At 63.4% G+C, this 20,410-nt stretch carries 20 protein-coding genes and 1 tRNA gene; 14 read left to right on the forward strand and 7 right to left on the reverse strand.

Going from position 1 to position 20,410, the window contains the following annotated elements; translation table 11 throughout:
* Nucleotides 1-100 precede the first annotated feature (100 nt).
* Together AC2FMD_RS08640 and AC2FMD_RS08645 are read right to left on the reverse strand one after the other, a co-directional pair.
* A tRNA-Pro gene (locus AC2FMD_RS08640) sits at nt 101-177 on the reverse strand.
* A gap of 93 nt (nt 178-270) precedes the next feature.
* The gene (locus tag AC2FMD_RS08645; protein WP_496742563.1) at nt 271-1,383 is read right to left on the reverse strand and encodes a THUMP domain-containing class I SAM-dependent RNA methyltransferase; all 1,113 of its coding nucleotides are present in this window, start codon (nt 1,381-1,383) and stop codon (nt 271-273) included.
* A gap of 299 nt (nt 1,384-1,682) precedes the next feature.
* Between AC2FMD_RS08645 and AC2FMD_RS08650 the strand changes: the two genes are divergently transcribed.
* From AC2FMD_RS08650 to nqrF, 6 genes are read left to right on the forward strand one after another with little or no spacing between them, the layout of a single operon-like run.
* The gene (locus AC2FMD_RS08650) at nt 1,683-3,026 is read left to right on the forward strand and encodes a Na(+)-translocating NADH-quinone reductase subunit A (RefSeq protein WP_496742561.1); all 1,344 of its coding nucleotides are present in this window, start codon (nt 1,683-1,685) and stop codon (nt 3,024-3,026) included.
* A 5-nt stretch (nt 3,027-3,031) separates the two neighbouring features.
* Entirely contained in the window at nt 3,032-4,240 is a 1,209-nt protein-coding gene (locus AC2FMD_RS08655) for an NADH:ubiquinone reductase (Na(+)-transporting) subunit B (RefSeq protein ID WP_496727680.1), read from the forward strand.
* Nucleotides 4,233-5,048: a Na(+)-translocating NADH-quinone reductase subunit C gene (locus AC2FMD_RS08660; protein WP_496685460.1), complete on the forward strand. Its 816-nt coding sequence runs from the start codon at nt 4,233-4,235 to the stop codon at nt 5,046-5,048. Before AC2FMD_RS08655 ends, AC2FMD_RS08660 begins: the two co-directional genes overlap by 8 nt.
* On the forward strand, nt 5,048-5,701 hold the full coding sequence (locus tag AC2FMD_RS08665) for an NADH:ubiquinone reductase (Na(+)-transporting) subunit D (protein WP_093963366.1): 654 nt from the start codon (nt 5,048-5,050) through the stop codon (nt 5,699-5,701). Before AC2FMD_RS08660 ends, AC2FMD_RS08665 begins: the two co-directional genes overlap by 1 nt.
* Nucleotides 5,701-6,309 (forward strand): NADH:ubiquinone reductase (Na(+)-transporting) subunit E, encoded by a 609-nt coding sequence (gene nqrE / locus AC2FMD_RS08670; RefSeq protein ID WP_496794929.1) that lies wholly within the window; start codon nt 5,701-5,703, stop codon nt 6,307-6,309. Before AC2FMD_RS08665 ends, nqrE begins: the two co-directional genes overlap by 1 nt.
* 12 nt (nt 6,310-6,321) lie before the next feature.
* A complete protein-coding gene (gene nqrF, locus AC2FMD_RS08675; RefSeq protein WP_496685462.1) occupies nt 6,322-7,542 on the forward strand; it encodes an NADH:ubiquinone reductase (Na(+)-transporting) subunit F in 1,221 nt (406 codons plus the stop codon).
* A gap of 36 nt (nt 7,543-7,578) precedes the next feature.
* Here the strand turns inward: nqrF and AC2FMD_RS08680 are convergent, their stop codons facing one another.
* The gene (locus AC2FMD_RS08680) at nt 7,579-8,598 is read right to left on the reverse strand and encodes an NAD-dependent epimerase/dehydratase family protein (RefSeq protein ID WP_496713438.1); all 1,020 of its coding nucleotides are present in this window, start codon (nt 8,596-8,598) and stop codon (nt 7,579-7,581) included.
* Nucleotides 8,599-8,733: 135 nt separating this feature from the next.
* Between AC2FMD_RS08680 and AC2FMD_RS08685 the strand changes: the two genes are divergently transcribed.
* Entirely contained in the window at nt 8,734-9,510 is a 777-nt protein-coding gene (locus AC2FMD_RS08685; RefSeq protein WP_496742568.1) for a metallophosphoesterase, read from the forward strand.
* 7 nt (nt 9,511-9,517) lie between these two features.
* Here AC2FMD_RS08685 and AC2FMD_RS08690 read toward each other — a convergent pair whose 3' ends face one another.
* On the reverse strand, nt 9,518-10,042 hold the full coding sequence (locus AC2FMD_RS08690) for a CBS domain-containing protein (protein WP_490362249.1): 525 nt from the start codon (nt 10,040-10,042) through the stop codon (nt 9,518-9,520).
* 121 nt (nt 10,043-10,163) lie between these two features.
* Here AC2FMD_RS08690 and AC2FMD_RS08695 point away from each other — a divergent pair, with 121 nt between their 5' ends.
* From AC2FMD_RS08695 to AC2FMD_RS08725, 7 genes are all read left to right on the forward strand, one after another.
* The gene (locus AC2FMD_RS08695; RefSeq protein ID WP_496682667.1) at nt 10,164-10,349 is read left to right on the forward strand and encodes a hypothetical protein; all 186 of its coding nucleotides are present in this window, start codon (nt 10,164-10,166) and stop codon (nt 10,347-10,349) included.
* A gap of 66 nt (nt 10,350-10,415) precedes the next feature.
* Nucleotides 10,416-11,441 carry an FAD:protein FMN transferase gene (locus AC2FMD_RS08700; RefSeq protein ID WP_496742559.1) on the forward strand — a complete coding sequence of 342 codons (1,026 nt, stop codon included), beginning with the start codon at nt 10,416-10,418 and terminating at the stop codon, nt 11,439-11,441.
* A 15-nt stretch (nt 11,442-11,456) separates the two neighbouring features.
* Nucleotides 11,457-11,702 (forward strand): (Na+)-NQR maturation NqrM, encoded by a 246-nt coding sequence (gene nqrM, locus AC2FMD_RS08705; protein ID WP_170599965.1) that lies wholly within the window; start codon nt 11,457-11,459, stop codon nt 11,700-11,702.
* Nucleotides 11,703-13,370 (forward strand): sulfatase-like hydrolase/transferase, encoded by a 1,668-nt coding sequence (locus tag AC2FMD_RS08710; protein ID WP_496794930.1) that lies wholly within the window; start codon nt 11,703-11,705, stop codon nt 13,368-13,370. It abuts the gene before it with no gap.
* 92 nt (nt 13,371-13,462) lie between these two features.
* Nucleotides 13,463-14,980, forward strand: a complete 1,518-nt coding sequence (gene gpmI, locus AC2FMD_RS08715; RefSeq protein ID WP_496742557.1) for a 2,3-bisphosphoglycerate-independent phosphoglycerate mutase — start codon at nt 13,463-13,465, stop codon at nt 14,978-14,980.
* A complete protein-coding gene (locus tag AC2FMD_RS08720) occupies nt 14,977-16,110 on the forward strand; it encodes a murein hydrolase activator EnvC family protein (RefSeq protein ID WP_496742556.1) in 1,134 nt (377 codons plus the stop codon). The genes gpmI and AC2FMD_RS08720 overlap by 4 nt, the downstream gene beginning before the upstream one ends.
* A gap of 6 nt (nt 16,111-16,116) precedes the next feature.
* Complete coding sequence (locus tag AC2FMD_RS08725; RefSeq protein ID WP_496685472.1) at nt 16,117-17,463, forward strand: S41 family peptidase; 1,347 nt, start codon at nt 16,117-16,119, stop codon at nt 17,461-17,463.
* 54 nt (nt 17,464-17,517) lie between these two features.
* Here AC2FMD_RS08725 and AC2FMD_RS08730 read toward each other — a convergent pair whose 3' ends face one another.
* From AC2FMD_RS08730 to AC2FMD_RS08740, 3 genes are all read right to left on the reverse strand, one after another.
* Nucleotides 17,518-19,044, reverse strand: coding sequence for an MFS transporter (locus AC2FMD_RS08730; RefSeq protein WP_496742554.1), 1,527 nt, complete (start codon nt 19,042-19,044; stop codon nt 17,518-17,520).
* Between the two features lie 104 nt (nt 19,045-19,148).
* A complete protein-coding gene (locus AC2FMD_RS08735; RefSeq protein WP_496682653.1) occupies nt 19,149-19,502 on the reverse strand; it encodes a hypothetical protein in 354 nt (117 codons plus the stop codon).
* An 11-nt stretch (nt 19,503-19,513) separates the two neighbouring features.
* Nucleotides 19,514-20,275 carry a DUF6478 family protein gene (locus AC2FMD_RS08740; protein WP_496742553.1) on the reverse strand — a complete coding sequence of 254 codons (762 nt, stop codon included), beginning with the start codon at nt 20,273-20,275 and terminating at the stop codon, nt 19,514-19,516.
* Nucleotides 20,276-20,410 lie beyond the last annotated feature (135 nt).

Raw genomic sequence — 20,410 nt, forward strand, 5'->3', positions numbered from 1 at the left:
AGGCTGCCAGAGTTCTGGAGTTCGAATAGCAATGAGGTTCAACGAACCTTGGAGCTCTGTCTTGCCAACAAAAAAGGCGCCACAGGGCGCCTTGAATTATTGGTCGGAGTGAGAGGATTCGAACCTCCGGCCCCTGCCTCCCGAAGACAGTGCTCTACCAGGCTGAGCTACACTCCGACCGTGGCGCGTGATCTATACCCGGCGATTTGAATGTGCAAGAGGGATTCTTGGGGCAATGCGCTCAAAACTCTTCGCCGGACACCGCCGTGGTCAAGGCAAGGGGTCGGTTCGGTACAACCGGATCTTGGTGCCGCCGTGATCGACGACCGGCCCCGGCGCGACCAAGGGCAGGCGCGTCGCTCGCGCCAGCGACTGGTTGCTGGTCACGATCCCGATCCGCCAGCCCGAAAACCGTGCCATTAGCACCTTGCCCAGGCTGCCATAGAGCGACCGAAGGCGTTTTTCGTCGCCGATCCGTGCGCCATAGGGCGGGTTCACGATCACCAGCCCGGCTTGGTCGGCAGGCGGCTTGATGTCGCTGACCGCAGCCTGTTGAAACCGCGTGACCGTATCGACCTCGGCGCGTTGCGCGTTGGCCGTTGCGGTTTCGATCGCGCCCGCATTCCGGTCAGAGCCGTAAAACCGCAGCCCGGTCCCGGCGGCGTCGTGCGGTTGGCGCATCCGGGCCCATTCGGCGGCATCGAACGTCGCAAGATGCTGAAAGGCAAAGTCGCGCGACCGGCCGGGCGGAAGGTCAAGCGCGATTTCGGCCGCCTCGATCACGAAGGTGCCAGACCCGCACATCGGGTCCAGTACCGGCTCGGACCCGTCAAAACCGCATTCGTGCAGGAACATAGCTGCCATCGTCTCGCGCATTGGCGCCTTGGCCACCGCCGCCTTGTGGCCGCGTTTGTGCAGCGGATCGCCCGAGCTGTCGACCGACAGGGTGCAGATGTCCCTCTCGATGCGCACCAGCACCCGCACCGGCGCATCCTTGGCGAGCGGGGCGCCCAGTGTGTCCGAGATCGCGCGTTCGATGCGCTGACGCGCCGCACCGGCGTGGTAGATACGGGATTTGCGGCTGGTGGCCTCGACCCTGACGGGCACGTCCGGGCGCAGCACGTCGCCCCAAGGAAACTTGCGCGCGCGCTTGTCCAACTGGGCCAGATGCACGGCGGGAAAAGACCCCAGCCGGACCAGAACCTTGTTGGCCCCGCGCAGCATCAGGTTGGCCCGCCAGACCTCGGGCCAGCCGCCGCGCAGCAAGACGCCGCCGGGCACTTGCTTCGCACCGGCGAATCCGTTGCGGATGGTCTCGGCCAGCAAGGGCTTTTCCAACCCGGGCGTGGCCACCAGAAAGATTTCAAGCTCGGCTGTGTCCATCCCGGGTGCATACACCAGCGCTTGTGGGCGTGCGACAGGAATTTGCGCGTACCGGGTTTTGGGTATTTCAGCGCTGGATTTCGCAGATTTTTTTGGTTTCGGTGGCAATTTTGGTGGTAACAGGTTTGCGTTTGGACGCAGTGCCGCGTAAAGGGGCCGTAATCGGAAAGACGCCTGCGGAATTCGGCCGGTCTGCGTTGCTTTTGCGACGGCGCGGGCGGAATTCCGCGCTGTTCAGTGCTCGGATCATCGGGCCTGCATGGCGGGCGCAAGAAAAAGGCTTGGAAGAACGTAGCGACATGCAAACTTTCAAACTGAAAAAAGGGCTGGATCTGCCGATTCTGGGCGCGCCCGAGCAAAGCATCCAGCCGGGTCCGAACTATTCAACCGTGGGCGTTCTGGGTGCCGATTACATCGGCCTGAAACCCCGTATGCTGGCGCAGGAAGGGGACCTCGTCCAGCGCGGCACGCCGCTGTTCTGCCACAAGGACGCGCCCGAGGCGATGATGGTTGCGCCGCTGACCGGCAAGGTCGTGGCCATTAACCGCGGCGCGCGGCGCGTGCTGCAGAGCGTCGTCATCGAAGTGTCGGACCCCAACGACCCCGGCATCGATTTCTCGGGCGTGGGCGATGCCGAGACCGCGCAGGGCCTCACCGCCAAGCTGTGCGCCGCCGGCCTGTGGACCGCATTCCGCACGCGGCCCTATTCCAAGATGCCGCAGCCGGGCACTCAGCCCGCCGCGATCTTCGTAACCGCCATGGACAGCGAGCCGCTGGCCGCCGATGCCGCGCTGATCATCAACGACGCGGCTGAGGCCTTTGCCGTCGGCATGGCCGCCGTGACCAAGCTGACCGAGGGCAAGACCTATCTGTGCCAGAAGGATGGCGACACGATCCCAGGCGCCGATCTGCCGGGCGTCGAGGCCTCGGCCTTCAGCGGCCCCCATCCGGCGGGCCTTGCCGGCACGCATATCCATTTCCTCGAACCCGTGACCGCCGAGAAAACCGTCTGGACCATTGGCTATCAGGACGTGATCGCCATCGGGCGGCTGCTGCAATCGGGCCATCTGGACCCGAACGTGGTGGTCGCCTTGACCGGTCCCGGCGCGCGTCAGCCGCGTCTGATCCGCACCGTGATGGGGGCCTCGACCGAGGATCTGACACGCGACGAGATCAATGTAGACGGCGAAGCCCGCGTCATTTCCGGCTCGGTTCTGTCGGGCCGTCACGCCACCGGGCCGTTCGCCTATCTGGGACGCTTTGCGCGTCAGATTTGCATTATCCGCGAGGATCACGACCAGATCCCGATGGGCTGGATCCGTCCGATGCCGTCGAAATACGCGGTGCAGCCGGTTCTGGGCTCGGCCTTTGCCCAAAAGCTGTTCGCCTTCACGTCGAACCTGAACGGCGGTCGCCGCGCCATGGTGCCCATCGGCACCTTCGAAGAACTGATGCCGCAGGATTACCTGCCGACGCAACTGCTGCGGGCGCTGCTGGTGATGGACACCGACACGGCGCAGGCCTTGGGCGCGCTGGAGCTGGACGAAGAGGACATGGGCCTGGTGGGCTTTGCCTGTCCGGCCAAGTACGAATACGGGCTGGCGCTGCGCGACTGCCTGACCAAGATTGAAAAGGAGGGCTGATCCACATGGGTTTGCGCAACTTCTTTGACCGGATCGAGCCGCAATTCACCAAGGGCGGCAAGTACGAGAAGTTCTTCCCCATCTACGAGATGGTGGAAAGCTTCATCTACACTCCGAAAACCGTGACCACCGTGGCGCCGCATGCGCGGTCATACGTGGATATGAAGCGGATCATGACCTATGTCGTGATCGCAACCATCCCCTGCATCCTGTGGGGCATGTACAACACCGGGTTCCAGGCCAACTCGGCCATCGCGACGCTGGGCCCGGAGTCGGCAACCGGTTGGCGCATCGCCATCCTGCAGGCCTTGGGCATTTCGCTGGACCCGTCCAGCATCTTTGCCAACGTGATGCACGGGCTGATGTATTTCCTGCCGATCTATATCGTGACACTGGTCGCCGGCGGCACCTTTGAGGTGATCTTTGCCACCGTGCGTGGGCATGAGGTGAACGAAGGCTTTCTTGTCACCTCGATGCTGTACACGCTGATCATGCCGGCCACCGCGCCGTTGTGGCAGGTGGCGCTGGGGATCATTTTTGGTGTGGTCATTGGTAAGGAAGTGTTTGGTGGAACCGGTAAGAACTTCCTCAACCCTGCGCTGGTGGGGCGGGCCTTCCTGTACTTCGCCTATCCCGCGTCCATGTCGGGCGATGCCGTCTGGACCCCGGTAGATGGCTTCTCTGGCGCGACGGCGCTGGCGGTGTCGGCGGCTGACGGGTATCAGGCGCTGGCCGCTCAGGGCATGACCTGGTGGGATGCTTTCTTTGGCACGATCCAGGGTAGCTTTGGCGAGACCTCGACCCTTGCCGCGATGATCGGCCTGGCCTTCCTGCTGATGACCAAGATCGCCAACTACCGCCTGATCGTGGGCTGTCTGGCAGGGACCATCGGCTTTACCCTGCTGCTGAACCTGATCGGGTCGGACACGAACCCGATGTTCGCGATGCCTTGGTACTGGCACGTCGTGCTGGGCGGTTATGCGTTCGGCCTGGCCTTCATGGTGACCGAGCCGGTCTCGGCCAGCCACACCAACATGGGCCGCTATATCTATGGCGCGCTGATCGGTGTCATGGTCGTGCTGATCCGGGTGGTGAACCCGGCCTTCCCCGAAGGCATGATGCTGGCCATCCTGTTCGGCAACGTCTTTGCGCCGCTGATCGACTATTTCGTCGTGCAGGCAAACATCAAACGGAGGGCGCGTCGCCATGTCTGATACGCAATCCCCTGAACCCAAAGGCGCCATCGCGCGGTTCCTGGCGGCCTCGCCGGATTCGGTGGGCAAGACGATCTTCATCGCCGTCGCTGTGTGCCTCGTGGCCTCGATGATCGTGTCGGCCGCCGCGGTCAGCCTGCGCCCGGTGCAAGAGGCGAACAAGCTGAAGGACAAGCAGATCAACGTTCTGCAGGTCGCGGGTATCTATGAACCCGGCATCGACGTGGCCCAGGCTTTTGCCGCGTTCGAGCCGCACGTGCTGGACTTGGCGTCGGGTGAATTCGTCGACGACCGTTTCGACCCGGCCACGTTCGACGACATTGCCGCCGCCAGCGACCCAGAGCTGAGCGAACCTCTGGAAAACGACCCTGCCGGGATCGGCCGCAAGGCGAAATACCGCGTGATTTACCTGCTGCGCGACGAGAACGGCGCGCTGGATAAGGTGATCCTGCCGGTCCACGGCTACGGGTTGTGGTCCACACTGTATGGTTTCATCGCGCTGGAAGAGAACGGCAACGACATCTTCGGGCTGCAATTCTATCAGCACGGTGAAACGCCGGGTCTGGGCGCCGAGGTGGACAACCCGCGCTGGAAAGCCCTGTGGAACGGCAAGAAGCTGCGCGACGATGCTGGTGATCTGCAGATCACCGTCGCCAAGACCATGCCCGCCGCAGGGCCTGACTTCTACATCGACGCGCTGGCCGGCGCGACCCTGACCACGGTCGGCGTCGACAACCTGGTGAAATTCTGGATGGGGGACGCGGGCTATGCTCCGTTCCTGGCCAAGCTGCAAGCAGGAGAGATCTGATGTCACAGACCAAGAAAGATCTGCTGGTCGACCCGCTTGTCGACAACAACCCGATCACGCTGCAGGTGTTGGGCATCTGCTCGGCGTTGGCGGTAACTTCGTCGCTGCAAGTGGCCTTCGTGATGTCGCTGGCCGTGATGTTCGTGACGGCGTTTTCGTCCTTTTTCATCTCATGCCTGCGCAACCAGATACCCGGCTCGATCCGGATCATCGTGCAGATGGTCATCATCGCGTCGCTGGTGATCTTGGTCGACCAGATCCTCAAGGCCTATGCCTTCGAGATCTCGAAAACGCTGTCGGTCTTCGTGGGCCTGATCATCACCAACTGCATCGTGATGGGCCGGGCCGAGGCCTTTGCCATGAAGAACCCGCCCGTGGCGTCCTTCATCGACGGTCTGGGCAACGGCATGGGCTATGGCCTGATCCTGATGCTGGTGGGTATCATCCGCGAGCTGTTCGGCTCGGGCTCGTTGTTCGGGGTGACCATTCTGGAGACCGTGAACAACGGCGGCTGGTACGTCCCCAACGGGCTGCTGCTGCTGCCGCCGTCGGCCTTCTTCATCATCGGCTTGATCATCTGGGCCTTCCGCACGTGGAAGCCGAACCAGGTCGAAGAACGTGAATACAAGATCCAGCAGGTAGAGGCGCACTGATGGAAGGGCTCATCTCACTGGCCGCAAAGGCCATCTTCGTCGAAAACCTCGCGCTCAGCTTCTTTCTGGGCATGTGCACCTTCATCGCCGTGTCGAAAAAGATCTCGACGGCGCTGGGTCTGGGGATCTCGGTGATGCTGGTGCAGGCGATCACTGTTCCGGCCAACAACCTGCTGCTGAACTATCTGCTGAAACCGGGCGCGTTGGCCTGGGCCGGATTCCCGGACGTGGACCTGACCTTCCTGGGTCTGATTTCCTATATCGGCGTGATCGCGGCGATGGTGCAGATCCTCGAGATGATCCTCGATAAGTATTTCCCGCCGCTCTACAATGCGCTGGGGATCTTCCTGCCGCTGATCACGGTGAACTGCGCCATCCTGGGCGGCTCGCTGTTCATGGTCGAACGCGACTACAACTTTGCCGAAGCCGCGACCTATGGCCTGTCTTCGGGCTTTGGCTGGGCGCTGGCGATCACCGCCATGGCGGGCGTGCGCGAAAAACTGAAATATTCCGACATCCCCGACGGGCTGCAGGGCCTTGGCATCACCTTCATCACCGCAGGTCTGATGGCGATGGCCTTCATGTCCTTCTCGGGCGTCAAACTGTAAAGGGGCAGGGGCATGGAAACTTTCTCGCTCGGCGTTGTCCTTTTCACCCTGATCGTTCTTGCGCTGGTAGCCATCATTATGGTGGCGCGCTCGCGACTGGTCTCGACAGGCAACGTCAACATCACCATCAACGGTGAGAAAACCGTCTCGGTGCCTGCGGGCGGCAAGCTGCTGCAGACCTTGGCGGCTCAGAAACTCTTCGTTCCGTCGGCCTGCGGTGGCGGCGGCACCTGTGCACAATGTCGGGTGCGGGTCCTGGAAGGCGGCGGGTCGATCCTGCCGACCGAGGAAAGCCACATCACCAAGCGCGAGGCCGCCTGCGGCGACCGTCTGTCGTGCCAGGTGGCCGTCAAGCAGGACATGAAGATCGAGGTTCCCGAAGAGGTCTTCGGCGTCAAGAAATGGGAATGCACCGTCCGATCTAACGACAACGTGGCGACCTTCATCAAGGAGCTGGTGCTGGAGCTGCCCGAAGGCGAGGATGTGAATTTCCGCGCCGGTGGCTACATCCAGATTGCCGCCCCGCCGCACGATGTTGACTACAAGGATTTCGACGTCGCCGAGGAGTACCGCGAGGATTGGGACAAGTTCAATCTGTGGCAGTACAAGTCCACGGTGAGCGAACCGATCGAGCGCGCCTATTCGATGGCGAACTACCCCGAGGAAAAGGGCATCATTATGCTCAACGTGCGGATCGCCTCGCCCCCGCCGGGCTCCGAGGGCATCCCGCCGGGCCAGATGTCGTCCTATATCTTCAACCTGAAACCGGGTGACAAGGTCACGATCTCGGGACCGTTCGGCGAGTTCTTCGCGCGTGACACCGACAAGGAGATGGTGTTCATCGGCGGCGGCGCGGGCATGGCCCCGATGCGCAGCCACATCTTCGACCAGCTCAAGCGGCTGAAGACCAAGCGCAAGATCACCTTCTGGTACGGCGCCCGGTCGCGGCGCGAGATGTTCTATGTCGAGGATTTCGACCAGCTGGCCGCCGAGAACGAGAATTTCGAATGGCACGTCGCCCTGTCGGACCCGCAGCCGGGCGACAACTGGGAGGGCTTCACCGGGTTCATCCACAACGTGCTGTACGAGCAGTACCTTAAGGATCACCCGGCACCCGAGGACTGCGAATTCTACATGTGTGGTCCGCCGATCATGAACCAGTCGGTCATCAACATGCTGCTGGAACTGGGCGTGGACCGCGAAGACATCATGCTGGACGATTTCGGCGGATGACCAACCTTGAAACCGGCGCCCAGAGCGCCGGTTTTTTCATGCGCCGATGCCGTAATAGTCGCGGTACCACGCCACGAAGGATTTCATTCCGTCCCGAATGTCGGTCTGCGGCTTGAACCCGGTCAGGCGCTGCAGAAGCGAGGTGTCGGCCCAGGTCGCGGGCACGTCGCCCATCTGCATCGGCATGTAGTTGCGAATGGCCTTCTTGCCGACCGCTTCCTCGATCGCCTCGATGAAATCCATCAGCCGGACCTTGTCGGAATTGCCGATATTGACCACCCGGAAGGGCGCGACGGGCGACAGGCTGTCGCCCTGGGCGATATCCGCCTTTGACGCAGGCCGTTCGGGCACCGCATCGATCAGCAGGCGGATGCCGCGCACAAGGTCATCGACATGGGTAAAGTCGCGGTACATCTCGCCGTTGTTGTAGATGTCGATGGGCCGGTCATGCAGGATGGCATCGGTGAACTTGAAATAGGCCAGGTCGGGCCGCCCCCAGTTGCCGTAGACGGTAAAGAAGCGGAACATCGTGGTCGGCAGGTCCCAAAGATGGGCATAAGAATGGCCCATCGCCTCGTTCGCCTTCTTGGTGGCGGCATAGATGGTCAGCTGGTGGTCGGCCTTGTCCAGCTCGGAAAACGGCATGTCCTCGTTCGCGCCATAGACCGAGGAGGTGGAGGCCATCAGCAGGTGCTCGACCTTGTGCGTGCGCGCCACTTCCATCACGTTGAACGTGCCCACCACGTTGGAGTCCACGTAGCTGCGCGGATGTTCCAGGCTGTAGCGCACGCCCGCCTGCGCGGCGAGGTGAACGATGATCTCGGGTCGGAATTCCTCGGCGACCTGCATCAGGCGGTCATGGTTTTCCAGCAGGTCCTCGGTTGCGGAAAAGCCAGGCGTCTGCAGCAGCATCTGATGCCGGCGTTGCTTGAGCGTGACGTCGTAGTAGTCGGTCATCCCGTCATAGCCATGCACCCGGAACCCTTCGGACAACAGCAGTCGTGCCAGGTGAAACCCGATGAACCCCGCCGTTCCCGTCACCAATACCCGTTTCATTCAAGCTCCGTCCGCAAACCCCGTGGTCCAACCATCAGGGACCCTTTCGAACGGCCGAGGTCAAGGAGATTTTCGGGTTCGTCCGGGCCGTTGAGCATTGCCGGGCGCGGGTCTTCGGGATAGTCACTGCGGGTGATGATTTTTTCCTGGCTCAAGTCGCTTGTTTCGCGCCCCGGCGGGACGAACCCGTCCGACGCACTGGCCACGCTGGCGCCCGGGCAACGGTTCTACGCCGTGGGTGACATCCATGGGCGGCTGGATCTGCTGCAGCAGATCCTGGGTCAGCTGCAGCAAGACCTGCCAATCGTGTTCGTCGGCGACTATGTCGACCGCGGCGACCACAGCGCCCAGGTCCTGCGCCACCTGCAGCACCTGAGCCAAGCCCGTGACCGGCAGGTGATCTGCTTGCTGGGCAACCACGAAGACCTGCTGCTGCGGTTCCTTCAACGGCCCAGGCGAACCTGTCGATTGTGGATGCACAATGGCGGGCGGCAGACGCTGGCCTCGTTCGGGCTGACGGATCTTGCATTGGACTTGACGCCCGACGACGCGGTGCGCGCCGCCCGACGGCTGGAACAGAAAATGGGGGCGCCGCTGCTTAATTGGATGCACGCCCGGCCGCTGTGCTGGACGACGGGAAACGTGACCGTCGTGCACGCAGCGTTGAACCCCGGTTCGGACCCCGCCGACCAGGCCCGTGGAACCTGCCTGTGGGGGCATGGAGATTTTCCGGGCAAGCCGCGTTCGGACGGTCAGTGGGTCGTCCACGGCCATACGATCGTGCCGGAACCATGCGTGCGCAACCGGGTGATCTCGATCGACACGGGCGCATTTGCCACGGGTCGGCTGACGGCGGCCGAGATCGGGCCCGGCACGGTCCGGTTCCTGTGCACCGATCCGGTGCAGACCTGACTGCCGGTCAGCCGACGATCATCTGTTTCATGCGCAGGGCTTCGTATTCCAGTTCCTTCAAGCGGAATTGCACCACGTCGCCGATTGTGATGACACCGCACAGATGCCCGTCGCGCAAAACCGGCATGTGGCGGAATCGGCCTTCGGTCATGGTTTTCACCACCTCGATCAGCAGGTCGTCCGGTGTGCAGGTCCGCACCTCGCGCGTCATCAGGTCCTGAACCGACTGAGGCAGGGTCTGGCCCGGCGTATCGGCCATACGGCGCACGATGTCGCGCTCGGACAGGATCCCCTGCAGCGCGCCGTTCTGATCGGTGACCACGACCGCGCCGATGCGCTTGTCCTTCAGGATCTGCACGACCGTATGGATCGTGTCATTGGGTCGAACCGCAATCACGTCTTCGCCCTTGCCTTCCAGCAGCTTCGCCACGGTCGATTGGGTCTGCGACAGATTCGACTCGACCGACTGGCTGTAGGTTGCGCTCTCGGGCTTGTCGCCGCGCGTCGGGGGCTGGTAAGAGCTTGGGGCCATGGGCGGTCTCCTCCTTCACTGGTGCTGTCCTTTCACCTTACCCCAGGATGCGCACCTGTATAGGGTGCAATTTCGCGAAACCCGCGCAACCGCGCCAGACCAAAAAGGAAACCCGGGCCGCGTGTCGAACCTGCATCTGACCCCTGCCATTGCCGCGCTGATTTTTTTCGGGGTGGTGGTCTGTGGCCACAACTTCCGCAAACTGTGGAAAGAGCAGCCCCCGGGCTGGCAGAAGCGCGCTTGGCTGTTCGGTCTGCCGGCGGCGATCGGGCTGCTGGCGCTTGGCTTTCTGCCACTGAAGGTCTGAGGTCGGTTTGACTCTGACTGGGGGCGCTGGCATACGCGCCACGAAACATTACCCGGAGATCACGCGATGCGCCGACTGCTTGCCCTGGCCCTGACCCTGTTCGTCGCTGGCTGCCTGTTCGACAAGGAACCCGAGGTTGTTCGCCTGTCGGGTGAAACCATGGGAACCACCTATCACGTCACCGCAATCGGCGAGGATTTGGACGCGGATGCCCTGTCCGCCGCCGTGGAGGAAACGCTGGCGCAGGTGAACGCGAAGATGTCCAACTGGGACCCGAATTCCGAGGTCTCGGTCTTTTCCGCCTCGGCCAGCACCGACCCGATGCCGGTGTCGAAAGAATTCGCCTATGTGATCGCGGGTGCCAACCAGGTGCACGAACAAAGCGGCGGCGTGTTCGACGTGACGCTTGGCCCGTTGATCGAGCTGTGGGGGTTCGGTCCGCGCAAGCCCGAGGACCCGGTGCCATCGGATGCCGAGATCGCGGCGGCGCTCGAGCAGGTGGGGCAGGCGCGCCTGCTGACGCTGGATGCGCAGGCCGGGACGCTGGCCAAGACACAGCCGGGCGTGAGGATCAACCTGTCGGCCATCGCCAAGGGATACGGGATCGACGCCGTGGCTGAGACGCTGCGCGCGGCGGAGGTCGAGAACTATATGGTCGAGATCGGCGGTGATCTGGTGGCCCGCGGTCAGAACGACAAGGGCGAGGCCTGGCGCATCGGCATCGAAAAGCCCGAAACCGGGTCGCAAACCATCCAGTTCATCGTGCCGCTGGACAACCGCGGCATGGCGACCTCGGGCGATTACAAGAATTTTTTCGAACAGGACGGGGTGCGCTATTCGCATATCATCGACCCGACCACTGGACGCCCGATCACCCATCGGACGACCTCGGTCACGGTTCTGGCCGAAAACGCGATGATGGCCGATGCCTGGGCCACTGCGATGCTGGCGCTGGGGCAGGAGCGGGGGCTGAAACTGGCCGATCAGCTGGGTTTGGCGGTGTTTTTCATCTCGCGGGATGTGACAGGCGGCAAAGATGCCTATATCACGGTACAAAGCAGCGCATTCAAGGATGCGCTGGGATCGAACTGAAGGGCGGGCCGGCCGATGAGCACCTTTATCCTCGCGTTTGTTCTGCTGCTGATCATCATGGTCGGCATGTCGCTGGGCGTGATGCTGATGGGCAAGACTATCAAAGGCAGTTGCGGCGGGCTGAACGCGATCTCGGGCGCCGACAAATGCGTGGTGTGCCAAAAGGACGTGGACCCCAACAGCCCCCTGCGTGACAAGCTGCAATGCAAGCGCGCCCGCCGGATGGTGGAACAGATGGAAAGCCAGGGCGAACGGACCTGAATGGCCAAGGCCCGCAACATCCTGTTCATCATGTTCGACCAGCTGCGCTGGGACTACCTGAGCTGTTACGGCCATCCACATCTGCACACGCCCAATATCGACCGTCTGGCCGCGCGCGGCGTGCGGTTCACGTGGGCCTATATCCAGTCGCCGATCTGCGGCAGCTCGCGCATGTCCACCTATACCGGGCGATACGTGCAGTCGCACGGCGCCTCGTGGAACGGCATTCCGCTGAAGGTTGGCGAGCTGACCATGGGCGACCATCTGCGCAAGGCGGGGATGGACTGCTGGCTGGTCGGTAAGACCCATATGCGCGCCGACGCCGAAGGCATGGCCCGGCTGGGCCTGGAGCCCGACAGCCTGATCGGCGCCCGCGTGGCCGAATGCGGCTTTGACGTGTTCGAGCGCGATGACGGGATGCGCCCCGAAGGCCCCGACGGGTTCTATGACCCTGATGGCGCCCGAGCTTATAACGCTTGGCTGGCCGACAAGGGTTACGACAGCGACAACCCCTGGCACGACTTTGCTAATTCCGGTCTGGATGCCGATGGAAACGTGTTGTCGGGCTGGTTTCTGAAAAACGCGCCGCAGGCCGCAAACATCGCCGAGGAGGATAGCGAGACCCCCTATCTCACCACGCGCGGCATTGAGTTCATGGAAACCCATGACGGCCCATGGTGCTGCCACCTGAGCTACATCAAGCCGCACTGGCCCTATATCGTCCCCGAGCCCTATGCCTCGATGTACGGGCCCGAGCATGTTCTGCCGCCCAACCGGTCCGAGACCGAGCGGGCCGAGGCGCATCCCGTGCTGAGCGCCTTCATGCACACCAAGATCGGCCAGACCTTCTGGCGGCAGGATGTGCGCGCGGCGGTGATCCCCGCCTACATGGGCCTGATCAAGCAGGCCGACGACCAGATCGGGCGGTTGCTGGACTGGATGGAGCAGACCGGCCGCATGGACGACACGATGATCGTGCTGACCTCGGACCATGGCGATTTTCTGGGCGATCACTGGATGGGCGAAAAGACGTTCTTCCACGACGCTTCGACCAGGGTGCCGCTGATCATTTACGACCCATCCGAACAGGCCGATGCCACGCGCGGCACCACCTGCGACGCGCTGGTCGAGTCGATCGACCTGGCCCCCACTTTCGTCGAGGTCGCGGGCGTTGCGGTGCCCGACCATATTCTGGAAGGTCATTCCCTTTTGCCCATCCTTCACGGGCAGGCGGCCGAGACCCCGCGCCAATTCGTGATCTGCGAATACGACTATTCGGCCTCGCCCATCGCGGAAACGCTGGGCGTGTCGGTGCGCGACGCGGCGATGTTCATGGTGGCCACGAAAAAGTGGAAGCTGATCCATTGCGAAGGCGGGTTCCGCCCGATCCTGTTCGATCTGGAAAACGACCCCGCCGAGTTGACCGATCTGGGCGACAGCCAGGCCCATGCGGGTGTGATCGCGCAGATGTACGACCACCTGTTCGCCTGGGCACGTCGCCCGTCGCAACGCACCACCCGCTCAGAAGCCGAGCTGGTCGGGATGCGCACCAAAAGTCGCGGCAAGGGCGTGATCCTGGGCGCCTATGACGAAAGCGACGCTCCGCCCGAGCTAACGGTCAAGTATCGCGGCCGCAAGGCGCGGCCCTGGCAGCAGATCAGGAAATAACCCCGCGCGGCGCGGATCGCCGCAAAAGGCGGTTCACGATGCGGCGGGCAGGGGATAGAAGAACGGACAAGAGCAGTTACCGGAGACCCGACATGAGCGCACCCAAACCCGTCGTCCTGTGCATCCTCGATGGCTGGGGCCTGTCCGACGACACACTGGCCAATGCGCCGTATCTGGCCAACACGCCCACATTCGACGCGATCATGTCCAAGGGTCCGCACGCGCGGCTGATCACCCACGGTCCGGATGTGGGCCTGCCCAGCGGGCAGATGGGAAATTCCGAGGTCGGCCACACCAATATCGGGGCCGGGCGGGTCGTGGCTATGGATCTGGGCCAGATCGATCTAGCGATCGAGGACGGCTCGTTCTTCGAAAATGCCGCGCTGCAGGACTTTGTCGCCAAGGTGAACGCGGCGGGCGGAACCGCGCATCTGATGGGGCTGGTCTCGGATGGCGGGGTGCATGGGCACCTAAACCATATCGTCGCCGCCGCAAAAGCGATCACCGATGCAGGCGTGCCGGTGGCACTGCACGCCATCACCGACGGGCGCGACGTGGCCCCGAAATCGGCGCTGGACTTCCTGGCCGAGCTGGAGCGTCGCCTGCCCGCGAACGCGCGCGTCGTCACCGTTTCGGGGCGGTACTATGCCATGGACCGCGACAACCGGTGGGAACGGGTCGGCCGTGCCTATGACGCGATCATCAAAGCGCAGGGCGGGCAGGCTGATACCGCAAGCGCCGCGATTCAGGCCGCCTACGACCGGGGCGAGACCGATGAGTTTATCGCCCCCACGGTTTTGCCCGGCTACGACGGCATCCGCGACGGTGACGGGTTCTTCTGCCTCAATTTCCGCGCCGACCGCGCACGTGAGATCCTGCGCGCCATCGGCGAACCCGGATTTGCCGAATTCGACACCGGTCCGCGCCCGTACCTGTCGGCGCTGATGGGCATGGTGGAATATTCCGACGGCCACAACGACTACATGACGACCGTATTCCCCAAGCGCGAGATCGTGAACACGTTGGGCGAATGGGTCGCCAAGCAGGGCCTGCGCCAGTTCCGTCTGGCCGAAACCGAGAAATACCCCCATGTCACGTTCTTCCTGAACGGCGGCAAAGAGACACCCGAGCCCGGCGAGGACCGCTATATGGCCCCGTCGCCCAAGGTGGCGACCTATGACCTGCAGCCCGAGATGTCGGCCGCCGAGGTGACGGACAAATTCGTCGAGGCGATCGAGGACGGATATGACCTGATCGTCGCCAATTACGCCAACCCCGACATGGTGGGCCATACCGGTGACCTGCAGGCCGCGATCAAGGCCTGCGAGGCCGTGGATCAAGGCCTGGCCCGTGTGGTCGCCGCGCTTGAAAAGGCGGGCGGGGCCATGATCGTGACCGCCGATCATGGCAACTGCGAAACCATGATCGACCCCGAAACCGGCGGCCCGCATACCGCCCATACCCTGAACCCGGTACCTGTGGCACTGGTTGGCGGACCCGAGGGCGCAACCCTGCGCGAAGGTCGCCTGTCCGATCTCGCCCCCACGGTGCTGGACCTGATGGGCCTACCCAACCCGCTGGAAATGACGGGTGAGAGCCTGCTGTCATGAGGCTGCGCGCGCTTCTTCTGGCGGCTCTGATGGCGGGGCAAGCGGCCCGGGCCGCGCCGGACCCCGCGCAGGCGGCGCTGGATGCGGCGCAGATGCTGGAACAGGCCTCGATCGCGCTGACCGAGGCCGAAACCGCCCGCGACCGTGTGCGCGCCCTGACCGAGACGATCCAAGCCTACGAAGCCGGGCTGGCCGCCATGCGCGACGGGCTGCGCCGGGCGGCTTTGCGCGAAAGCCAGCTGACCGCCGAGCTGAACGCGCGCGAACGCGAAATCCGCCAGTTGCTGGGCGTGCTGCAAACCATCGAAACCACGGCGCCTCCGGTTCTGATGCTGCACCCGGCCGGGCCGCTAGGGGCGGCGCGCACCGGGATGATGCTGTCCGAGGTCACCCCCGGCCTGAATGCCAAGGCCCGGGCGCTGGCCCGCGATCTGGACGAGGTTCAGACCCTGCGCCGACTGCAGCAAAGCGCGGCGCAAACTTTGACCGAAGGGTTGGAGCAGGTGCAGGATGCCCGCACGCGGCTGAGCGAAGCCATCGCCGACCGTACCAACCTGCCGCGCCGTTTTGTCGAAGATCCGGTGCGCACCGCGATTCTGATCTCGTCCACCGAAACATTGGACGGGTTCGCCAGCGGTCTGGCCGAGATCTCGGCCGGTGAAATTGCCGAAACCGATGCTGATATTTCGGATCGCAAGGGCCGGATCCCGCTGCCGACGCAGGGCGTTCTGGTGCACCGGTCGGGGGAAACCGATGCGGCCGGCGTCACCCGGCCCGGCCTTGTTCTGGCCACCCGGCCGCGTGCCTTGGTAGTGTCGCCCACGGCCGCCACGATTCGCTATCGCGGGCCGCTGCTGGACCTCGGCAACCTGATCATCCTGGAACCGCAGCCGGGGCTTCTTTTCGTGTTCTCGGGCCTTCAGGAGGTTTATGGCGAACCCGGGCAGGTGATCCCCGAGGGCTCTCCGGTGGGGTTGATGCCAGGGAATCTGCCGGAAATCGGCGCGATTTTGTCAACAAGCGGTGATGGCACTGGAACTGATCGGTCAGAAACGCTCTATATAGAGGTCAGAGAGAACAACAGGCCCGTTGATCCGGAAACATGGTTCCGGACGCACAAGGATGGATAGACGCGCATGAAACGATTCGTGATGGCCGGTCTGGCCGGAACCCTGGCAGGGATCATCGCCACAACCCAGATCGCCGGGCCGCTGCTGGCGCAGGAGGCCGCAAACAAGGCCAGCGTGTACGAGCAGCTGGACCTGTTCGGTGACATTTTCGAGCGCATCCGTGCCCAGTATGTCGAAGAGGTCGCGCCCGAAGACCTGATCGAGGCGGCGATCGACGGGATGCTGACCTCGCTTGATCCGCATTCCAGCTATCTGTCGCCCGACGACGCCGAACAGATGCGCGTGCAAACCCGCGGCGAGTTCGGCGGGCTGGGCATCGAGGTCACGCAGGAGGACGGGTTCGTCAAGGTTGTCTCGCCCATCGACGGCACCCCGGCGGATGAGGCGGGCATCGAGGCCGGCGATTTCATCACCCATGTCGATGGCGAAAGCATCCTGGGCCTGACGCTGGACAAGGCGGTCGATCTGATGCGCGGCCCGGTGGGGTCGGAGATCGTGATCACCGTGGTGCGCGAAGGCGAGCCCGATCCGTTCGACGTGACCATCATCCGCGACACGATCAAGCTGACCGCCGTCCGCGCGCGCACCGAAGGTCAAAGCGTGGTCCTGCGCGTGACCACCTTCAACGACCAGACCTATCCGAACCTGAAGGAGGGTCTGGAGAAACAGATCGCCGAGGCCGGCGGCATCGACAAGATCAACGGCGTCGTGCTGGACCTGCGCAACAACCCGGGCGGCCTGCTGACCCAGGCGATCAAGGTCTCGGACGCGTTCCTGAACGAAGGTGAGATAGTCTCGACGCGTGGCCGCAACCCCGAGGATGGGGAACGGTTCAACGCCACGCCCGGTGACCTGGCCGAGGGCAAGCCGATCGTCGTGCTGATCAATGGCGGTTCGGCCTCGGCGTCGGAAATCGTCGCGGGCGCCCTGCAGGATCATCGCCGGGCCATCGTCGTCGGCACCAAGAGCTTCGGCAAGGGGTCTGTCCAGACGGTGATGCCGCTGCGGGGGGATGGCGCGATGCGCCTGACCACGTCGCGGTACTACACGCCGTCGGGCCGCTCGATCCAGGCGCTGGGTGTCAGCCCGGACATCATCGTGGAACAGCCGCGCAACCGACCCGAAGAGGACGAGGACGAAGAGGCGGCCGCCCGCACCCGGTCCGAGGCCGATCTGCGCGGAAGCCTGAATAATGACAGCCTGACCGAGGACGAGAACCGCCAGATCGAAGAAGACCGCGCCAAGGCCGAGGCGACCGCGGAACTGCGCAAGCAGGATTATCAACTGGCCTATGCCATCGACATCCTGAAGGGTTTGTCCGCGTTCAACCCGACCGCCCGCGCCTCGCAGTAACGACCGGGCATCGAACAGCACGGGTCGCGCCGGGCGCGGCCCGTTTTCGTGTCGTCAGCTTTCAACCTTGTGCAGTTTCTTTTCGTCCAGCAACAGGGCAAGGATGATGCCCATCGAAACCGATAGGGTGGCAAACACGAAAGCCATGTTCATTCCCGTATCGAATGCCGTGGCAATGGCGGATTTGACCGTCTCGGCCTGGTCTGCATCCAGCTTGCCCATGATGGCCTGTGCCGTCCGGGTCGTCAGGGTGCCGCCATTGATCGCCTTCTGATCGGCGGCCGGCATGTCGATGCCCGCCTTGGCGAGCTGACTGCCGAGGCTGGACAGGCTGGTCGTGTACATGATCGCGGTGGCAACCGCGACCGAGACCGCGCCATAGACCAGATGTGCCATGAAGCTCAGGCCCCCGACCATCCCGGCGCGCTCGGGCCGGACAGCACACACGGCGGCCGTACCAGAAGGCCCGACCGTCAGCGTGGCCCCCAACCCGATCAGGGCCATGCCCGGCAGGATCTGCAGGTATCCCAGGCTCATCGGCAGGATGACGATGCTGGCGGCGCCGGTCGTGGCCGACAGGTAGCCCCAGAACATGAGCCGCTTGGGGCCAAAGTCGTTGTACAGCGTGCCCGACACGATCGAACCGACGGCCAGCAGGACCGTCAGAGGCGCCAGGCCCAAGGCGGATTCGAAAGTCGACCAGCCTAGGACTTTTTGCATGTATTGCGGGAAATACAGCAGCCCCACAAAGGCGGCCGAGACATTGAACATGTTCAGCCCCAGCGTGATCCGGAATTGCGGGTTGTGCATCATCTGCGGCAGCAGCAGCGGTTGGCGCACACGATTTTCGACCCTCGAAAACAGCCCCAACAGCACCGCGCTGACGAAAAACACCGCCAGCAACGGAACCGAGAGCCACCCCCAGTCGGCCCCGACATCCAACCCGTACAGCAACAGCAGAACCGCCATCGACAAAATGCCCATTCCGGCAAAGTCGATGTGTTCGCCGTTCTTGTGATCGGTCTCGCGCGGGATCAGCGTCAGCGTGGTGCCCATCGAGACGGTCGAAAACACCACATTGGCGAGGAAGAACAGGCGCCAGTCCCCCAGATTGACGACGAACCCGCTGATCATCGGGCCAAAGACATTGCCGCTGGTGACGCCGGCCAGGATCAGGCCCATCACCAGCGCGCGGTGTTCGTCTCGCGAGACCTTGGTGGCGCCTAGGGCCAGGGTGCATGGCCAGACGCACCCGGCACCCACCCCCTGCAACGCCCGGGCACCGATCAGAAAATCCAGGTTCGGTGCGACGAGGCACAGAATCGACGAAAACAGAAACACCGACAGACCTATCAGCATGACCTTGCGGTGGCCGTACAGGTCTCCCAGCCGCCCGCCCGCGACCATGGTCATGGCAAAGAACAGGGCATAGATGTTCAGAACCCATTGGGTGCTGGTGATGTCGGCGTCGAAGGAATTCTCGATCGCGGGCACCAGCATCAGAGCACCGGTGAAGTCGATCCCGATGCCGAAGGCGGTCACCATCAACGCGATGACCTTGATGATGCTGTCGCGTTCCATGACGCATCCCGGCCGTTTCGAATGCCCCATCAAGCCACAGATCCCGTCAAATTGACAGGTCGCAGTTGGAGTCGGCCCGTGCGGCCCGGCGGATCGGGGTGGCGCTAACCCTGGTTCATTCTGCGCACGACGCGTTTCAGCATGTCCAACTCGGCCCGCAGCAGTTCAAGCTCGGTCCGGATGTCGCCCGAGGCCGGCGCCCCGGATATCACCGAAAAGTCGCCCAGTTTCGACTGGCGCTCGCAATCCCAGATGGTGACGCAATGCACCCCGTCCGACAGCAGGGCCGGCGGTACGGGAACCCTTAGCATCCAGCCCGCGTCGTTCGGAGTGACCTCGACGCCCGGCAGCACCTCGCCCAGATACCGGGCCTCGACCCGGGGTTCCGATGCGGCGGTCAGTTGCCCCTCCCAGAGGGCGTTTTCGAACCGGATCGGTACAAGCTTTGCATGGGTCATGTCGGTGTCCTTCACAGATCTGCGCGATGATAGCGGCACAGGGTCAGGTCGCGAATGACCACCTGGTTCATGGCCGGCCCGTCAAGGATCAGATCCAACCAGATTTTCTGGACCCGACGTTCGTTCAGTTCCAGGTGGGCCAGATCGAAATCCACCGTCGAAACCTCGGACCCGGGCGGCAGTTCCCGAAGGACCTGTTCGGTGTTTGGGCCGTGCTGGATATTCAGACGCGCGAACATCCGCGCCTGCCGCTCCTGTTCCGACTGGACGCTGGCGCGGAACATGTGCTGGCGGCTGAGGGCAGTCCGGGCCTCGGACGGCAATTCGACGGACACTGACAGGAACGAACCGCGGAAATCGAACACATCCAGAGCCAGACCGAACGGGGCCAGATCGCGATCGTCGCTGTTGCGCACCTGCCGCATGCCGATCTCGGCCTGCGGGCAATCGTGGAAGATGGTCGTCTGTTCATCCAGCCGCTCCTGCCGCGCGACCGGACAGACGCCCCGTCCGGGCATCGGCCCGCGCCACAAGTCGGGTCGCCACGACCAGTCTGTGCCCAGCGGTTTGGGGAATTGTCGTGAACCGATCCGGGGCCGCATCAGGCGGCTGTCAGCCTCATGAATCAGGCGATTGAGCTCGAACCGCAGCAGGCGCGCCTGATCGCGCTGCTGGCGCAGTTGCGGCAGGCTGGCCGTGCCGGCGGTCGCGGCCGCCCGGCGCCATCGGTCCAGCACCTTTCGGTTGAAATAGCGTGTCAGAAGCTTGCGCATGAGCCCTTGCATCGAGAAACGCCACCTCTTTAGTCGATTTGCCGGGGCAGGATAAACCCGCCTTCGTGCGGGGTGCGGCAAAATTCGCGGTGACGCGGGGTGGGCGGAACAATTTTTCGGGTGTTCTTGAAATGG

This window comes from Ruegeria sp. BHSC276 (assembly GCF_059612945.1).

What these genes read in the sequence shown, in the direction of transcription:
- AC2FMD_RS08645 (WP_496742563.1), bottom strand. Translation starts at nt 1,383, where the DNA reads ATGGACACAGCCGAGCTTGAAATCTTTCTGGTGGCCACGCCCGGGTTG.
- AC2FMD_RS08650 (WP_496742561.1), top strand. Translation starts at nt 1,683, where the DNA reads ATGCAAACTTTCAAACTGAAAAAAGGGCTGGATCTGCCGATTCTGGGC.
- AC2FMD_RS08655 (WP_496727680.1), top strand. Translation starts at nt 3,032, where the DNA reads ATGGGTTTGCGCAACTTCTTTGACCGGATCGAGCCGCAATTCACCAAG.
- AC2FMD_RS08660 (WP_496685460.1), top strand. Translation starts at nt 4,233, where the DNA reads ATGTCTGATACGCAATCCCCTGAACCCAAAGGCGCCATCGCGCGGTTC.
- AC2FMD_RS08665 (WP_093963366.1), top strand. Translation starts at nt 5,048, where the DNA reads ATGTCACAGACCAAGAAAGATCTGCTGGTCGACCCGCTTGTCGACAAC.
- nqrE (WP_496794929.1), top strand. Translation starts at nt 5,701, where the DNA reads ATGGAAGGGCTCATCTCACTGGCCGCAAAGGCCATCTTCGTCGAAAAC.
- nqrF (WP_496685462.1), top strand. Translation starts at nt 6,322, where the DNA reads ATGGAAACTTTCTCGCTCGGCGTTGTCCTTTTCACCCTGATCGTTCTT.
- AC2FMD_RS08680 (WP_496713438.1), bottom strand. Translation starts at nt 8,598, where the DNA reads ATGAAACGGGTATTGGTGACGGGAACGGCGGGGTTCATCGGGTTTCAC.
- AC2FMD_RS08685 (WP_496742568.1), top strand. Translation starts at nt 8,734, where the DNA reads ATGATTTTTTCCTGGCTCAAGTCGCTTGTTTCGCGCCCCGGCGGGACG.
- AC2FMD_RS08690 (WP_490362249.1), bottom strand. Translation starts at nt 10,042, where the DNA reads ATGGCCCCAAGCTCTTACCAGCCCCCGACGCGCGGCGACAAGCCCGAG.
- AC2FMD_RS08700 (WP_496742559.1), top strand. Translation starts at nt 10,416, where the DNA reads ATGCGCCGACTGCTTGCCCTGGCCCTGACCCTGTTCGTCGCTGGCTGC.
- nqrM (WP_170599965.1), top strand. Translation starts at nt 11,457, where the DNA reads ATGAGCACCTTTATCCTCGCGTTTGTTCTGCTGCTGATCATCATGGTC.
- AC2FMD_RS08710 (WP_496794930.1), top strand. Translation starts at nt 11,703, where the DNA reads ATGGCCAAGGCCCGCAACATCCTGTTCATCATGTTCGACCAGCTGCGC.
- gpmI (WP_496742557.1), top strand. Translation starts at nt 13,463, where the DNA reads ATGAGCGCACCCAAACCCGTCGTCCTGTGCATCCTCGATGGCTGGGGC.
- AC2FMD_RS08720 (WP_496742556.1), top strand. Translation starts at nt 14,977, where the DNA reads ATGAGGCTGCGCGCGCTTCTTCTGGCGGCTCTGATGGCGGGGCAAGCG.
- AC2FMD_RS08725 (WP_496685472.1), top strand. Translation starts at nt 16,117, where the DNA reads ATGAAACGATTCGTGATGGCCGGTCTGGCCGGAACCCTGGCAGGGATC.
- AC2FMD_RS08730 (WP_496742554.1), bottom strand. Translation starts at nt 19,044, where the DNA reads ATGGAACGCGACAGCATCATCAAGGTCATCGCGTTGATGGTGACCGCC.
- AC2FMD_RS08735 (WP_496682653.1), bottom strand. Translation starts at nt 19,502, where the DNA reads ATGACCCATGCAAAGCTTGTACCGATCCGGTTCGAAAACGCCCTCTGG.
- AC2FMD_RS08740 (WP_496742553.1), bottom strand. Translation starts at nt 20,275, where the DNA reads ATGCGCAAGCTTCTGACACGCTATTTCAACCGAAAGGTGCTGGACCGA.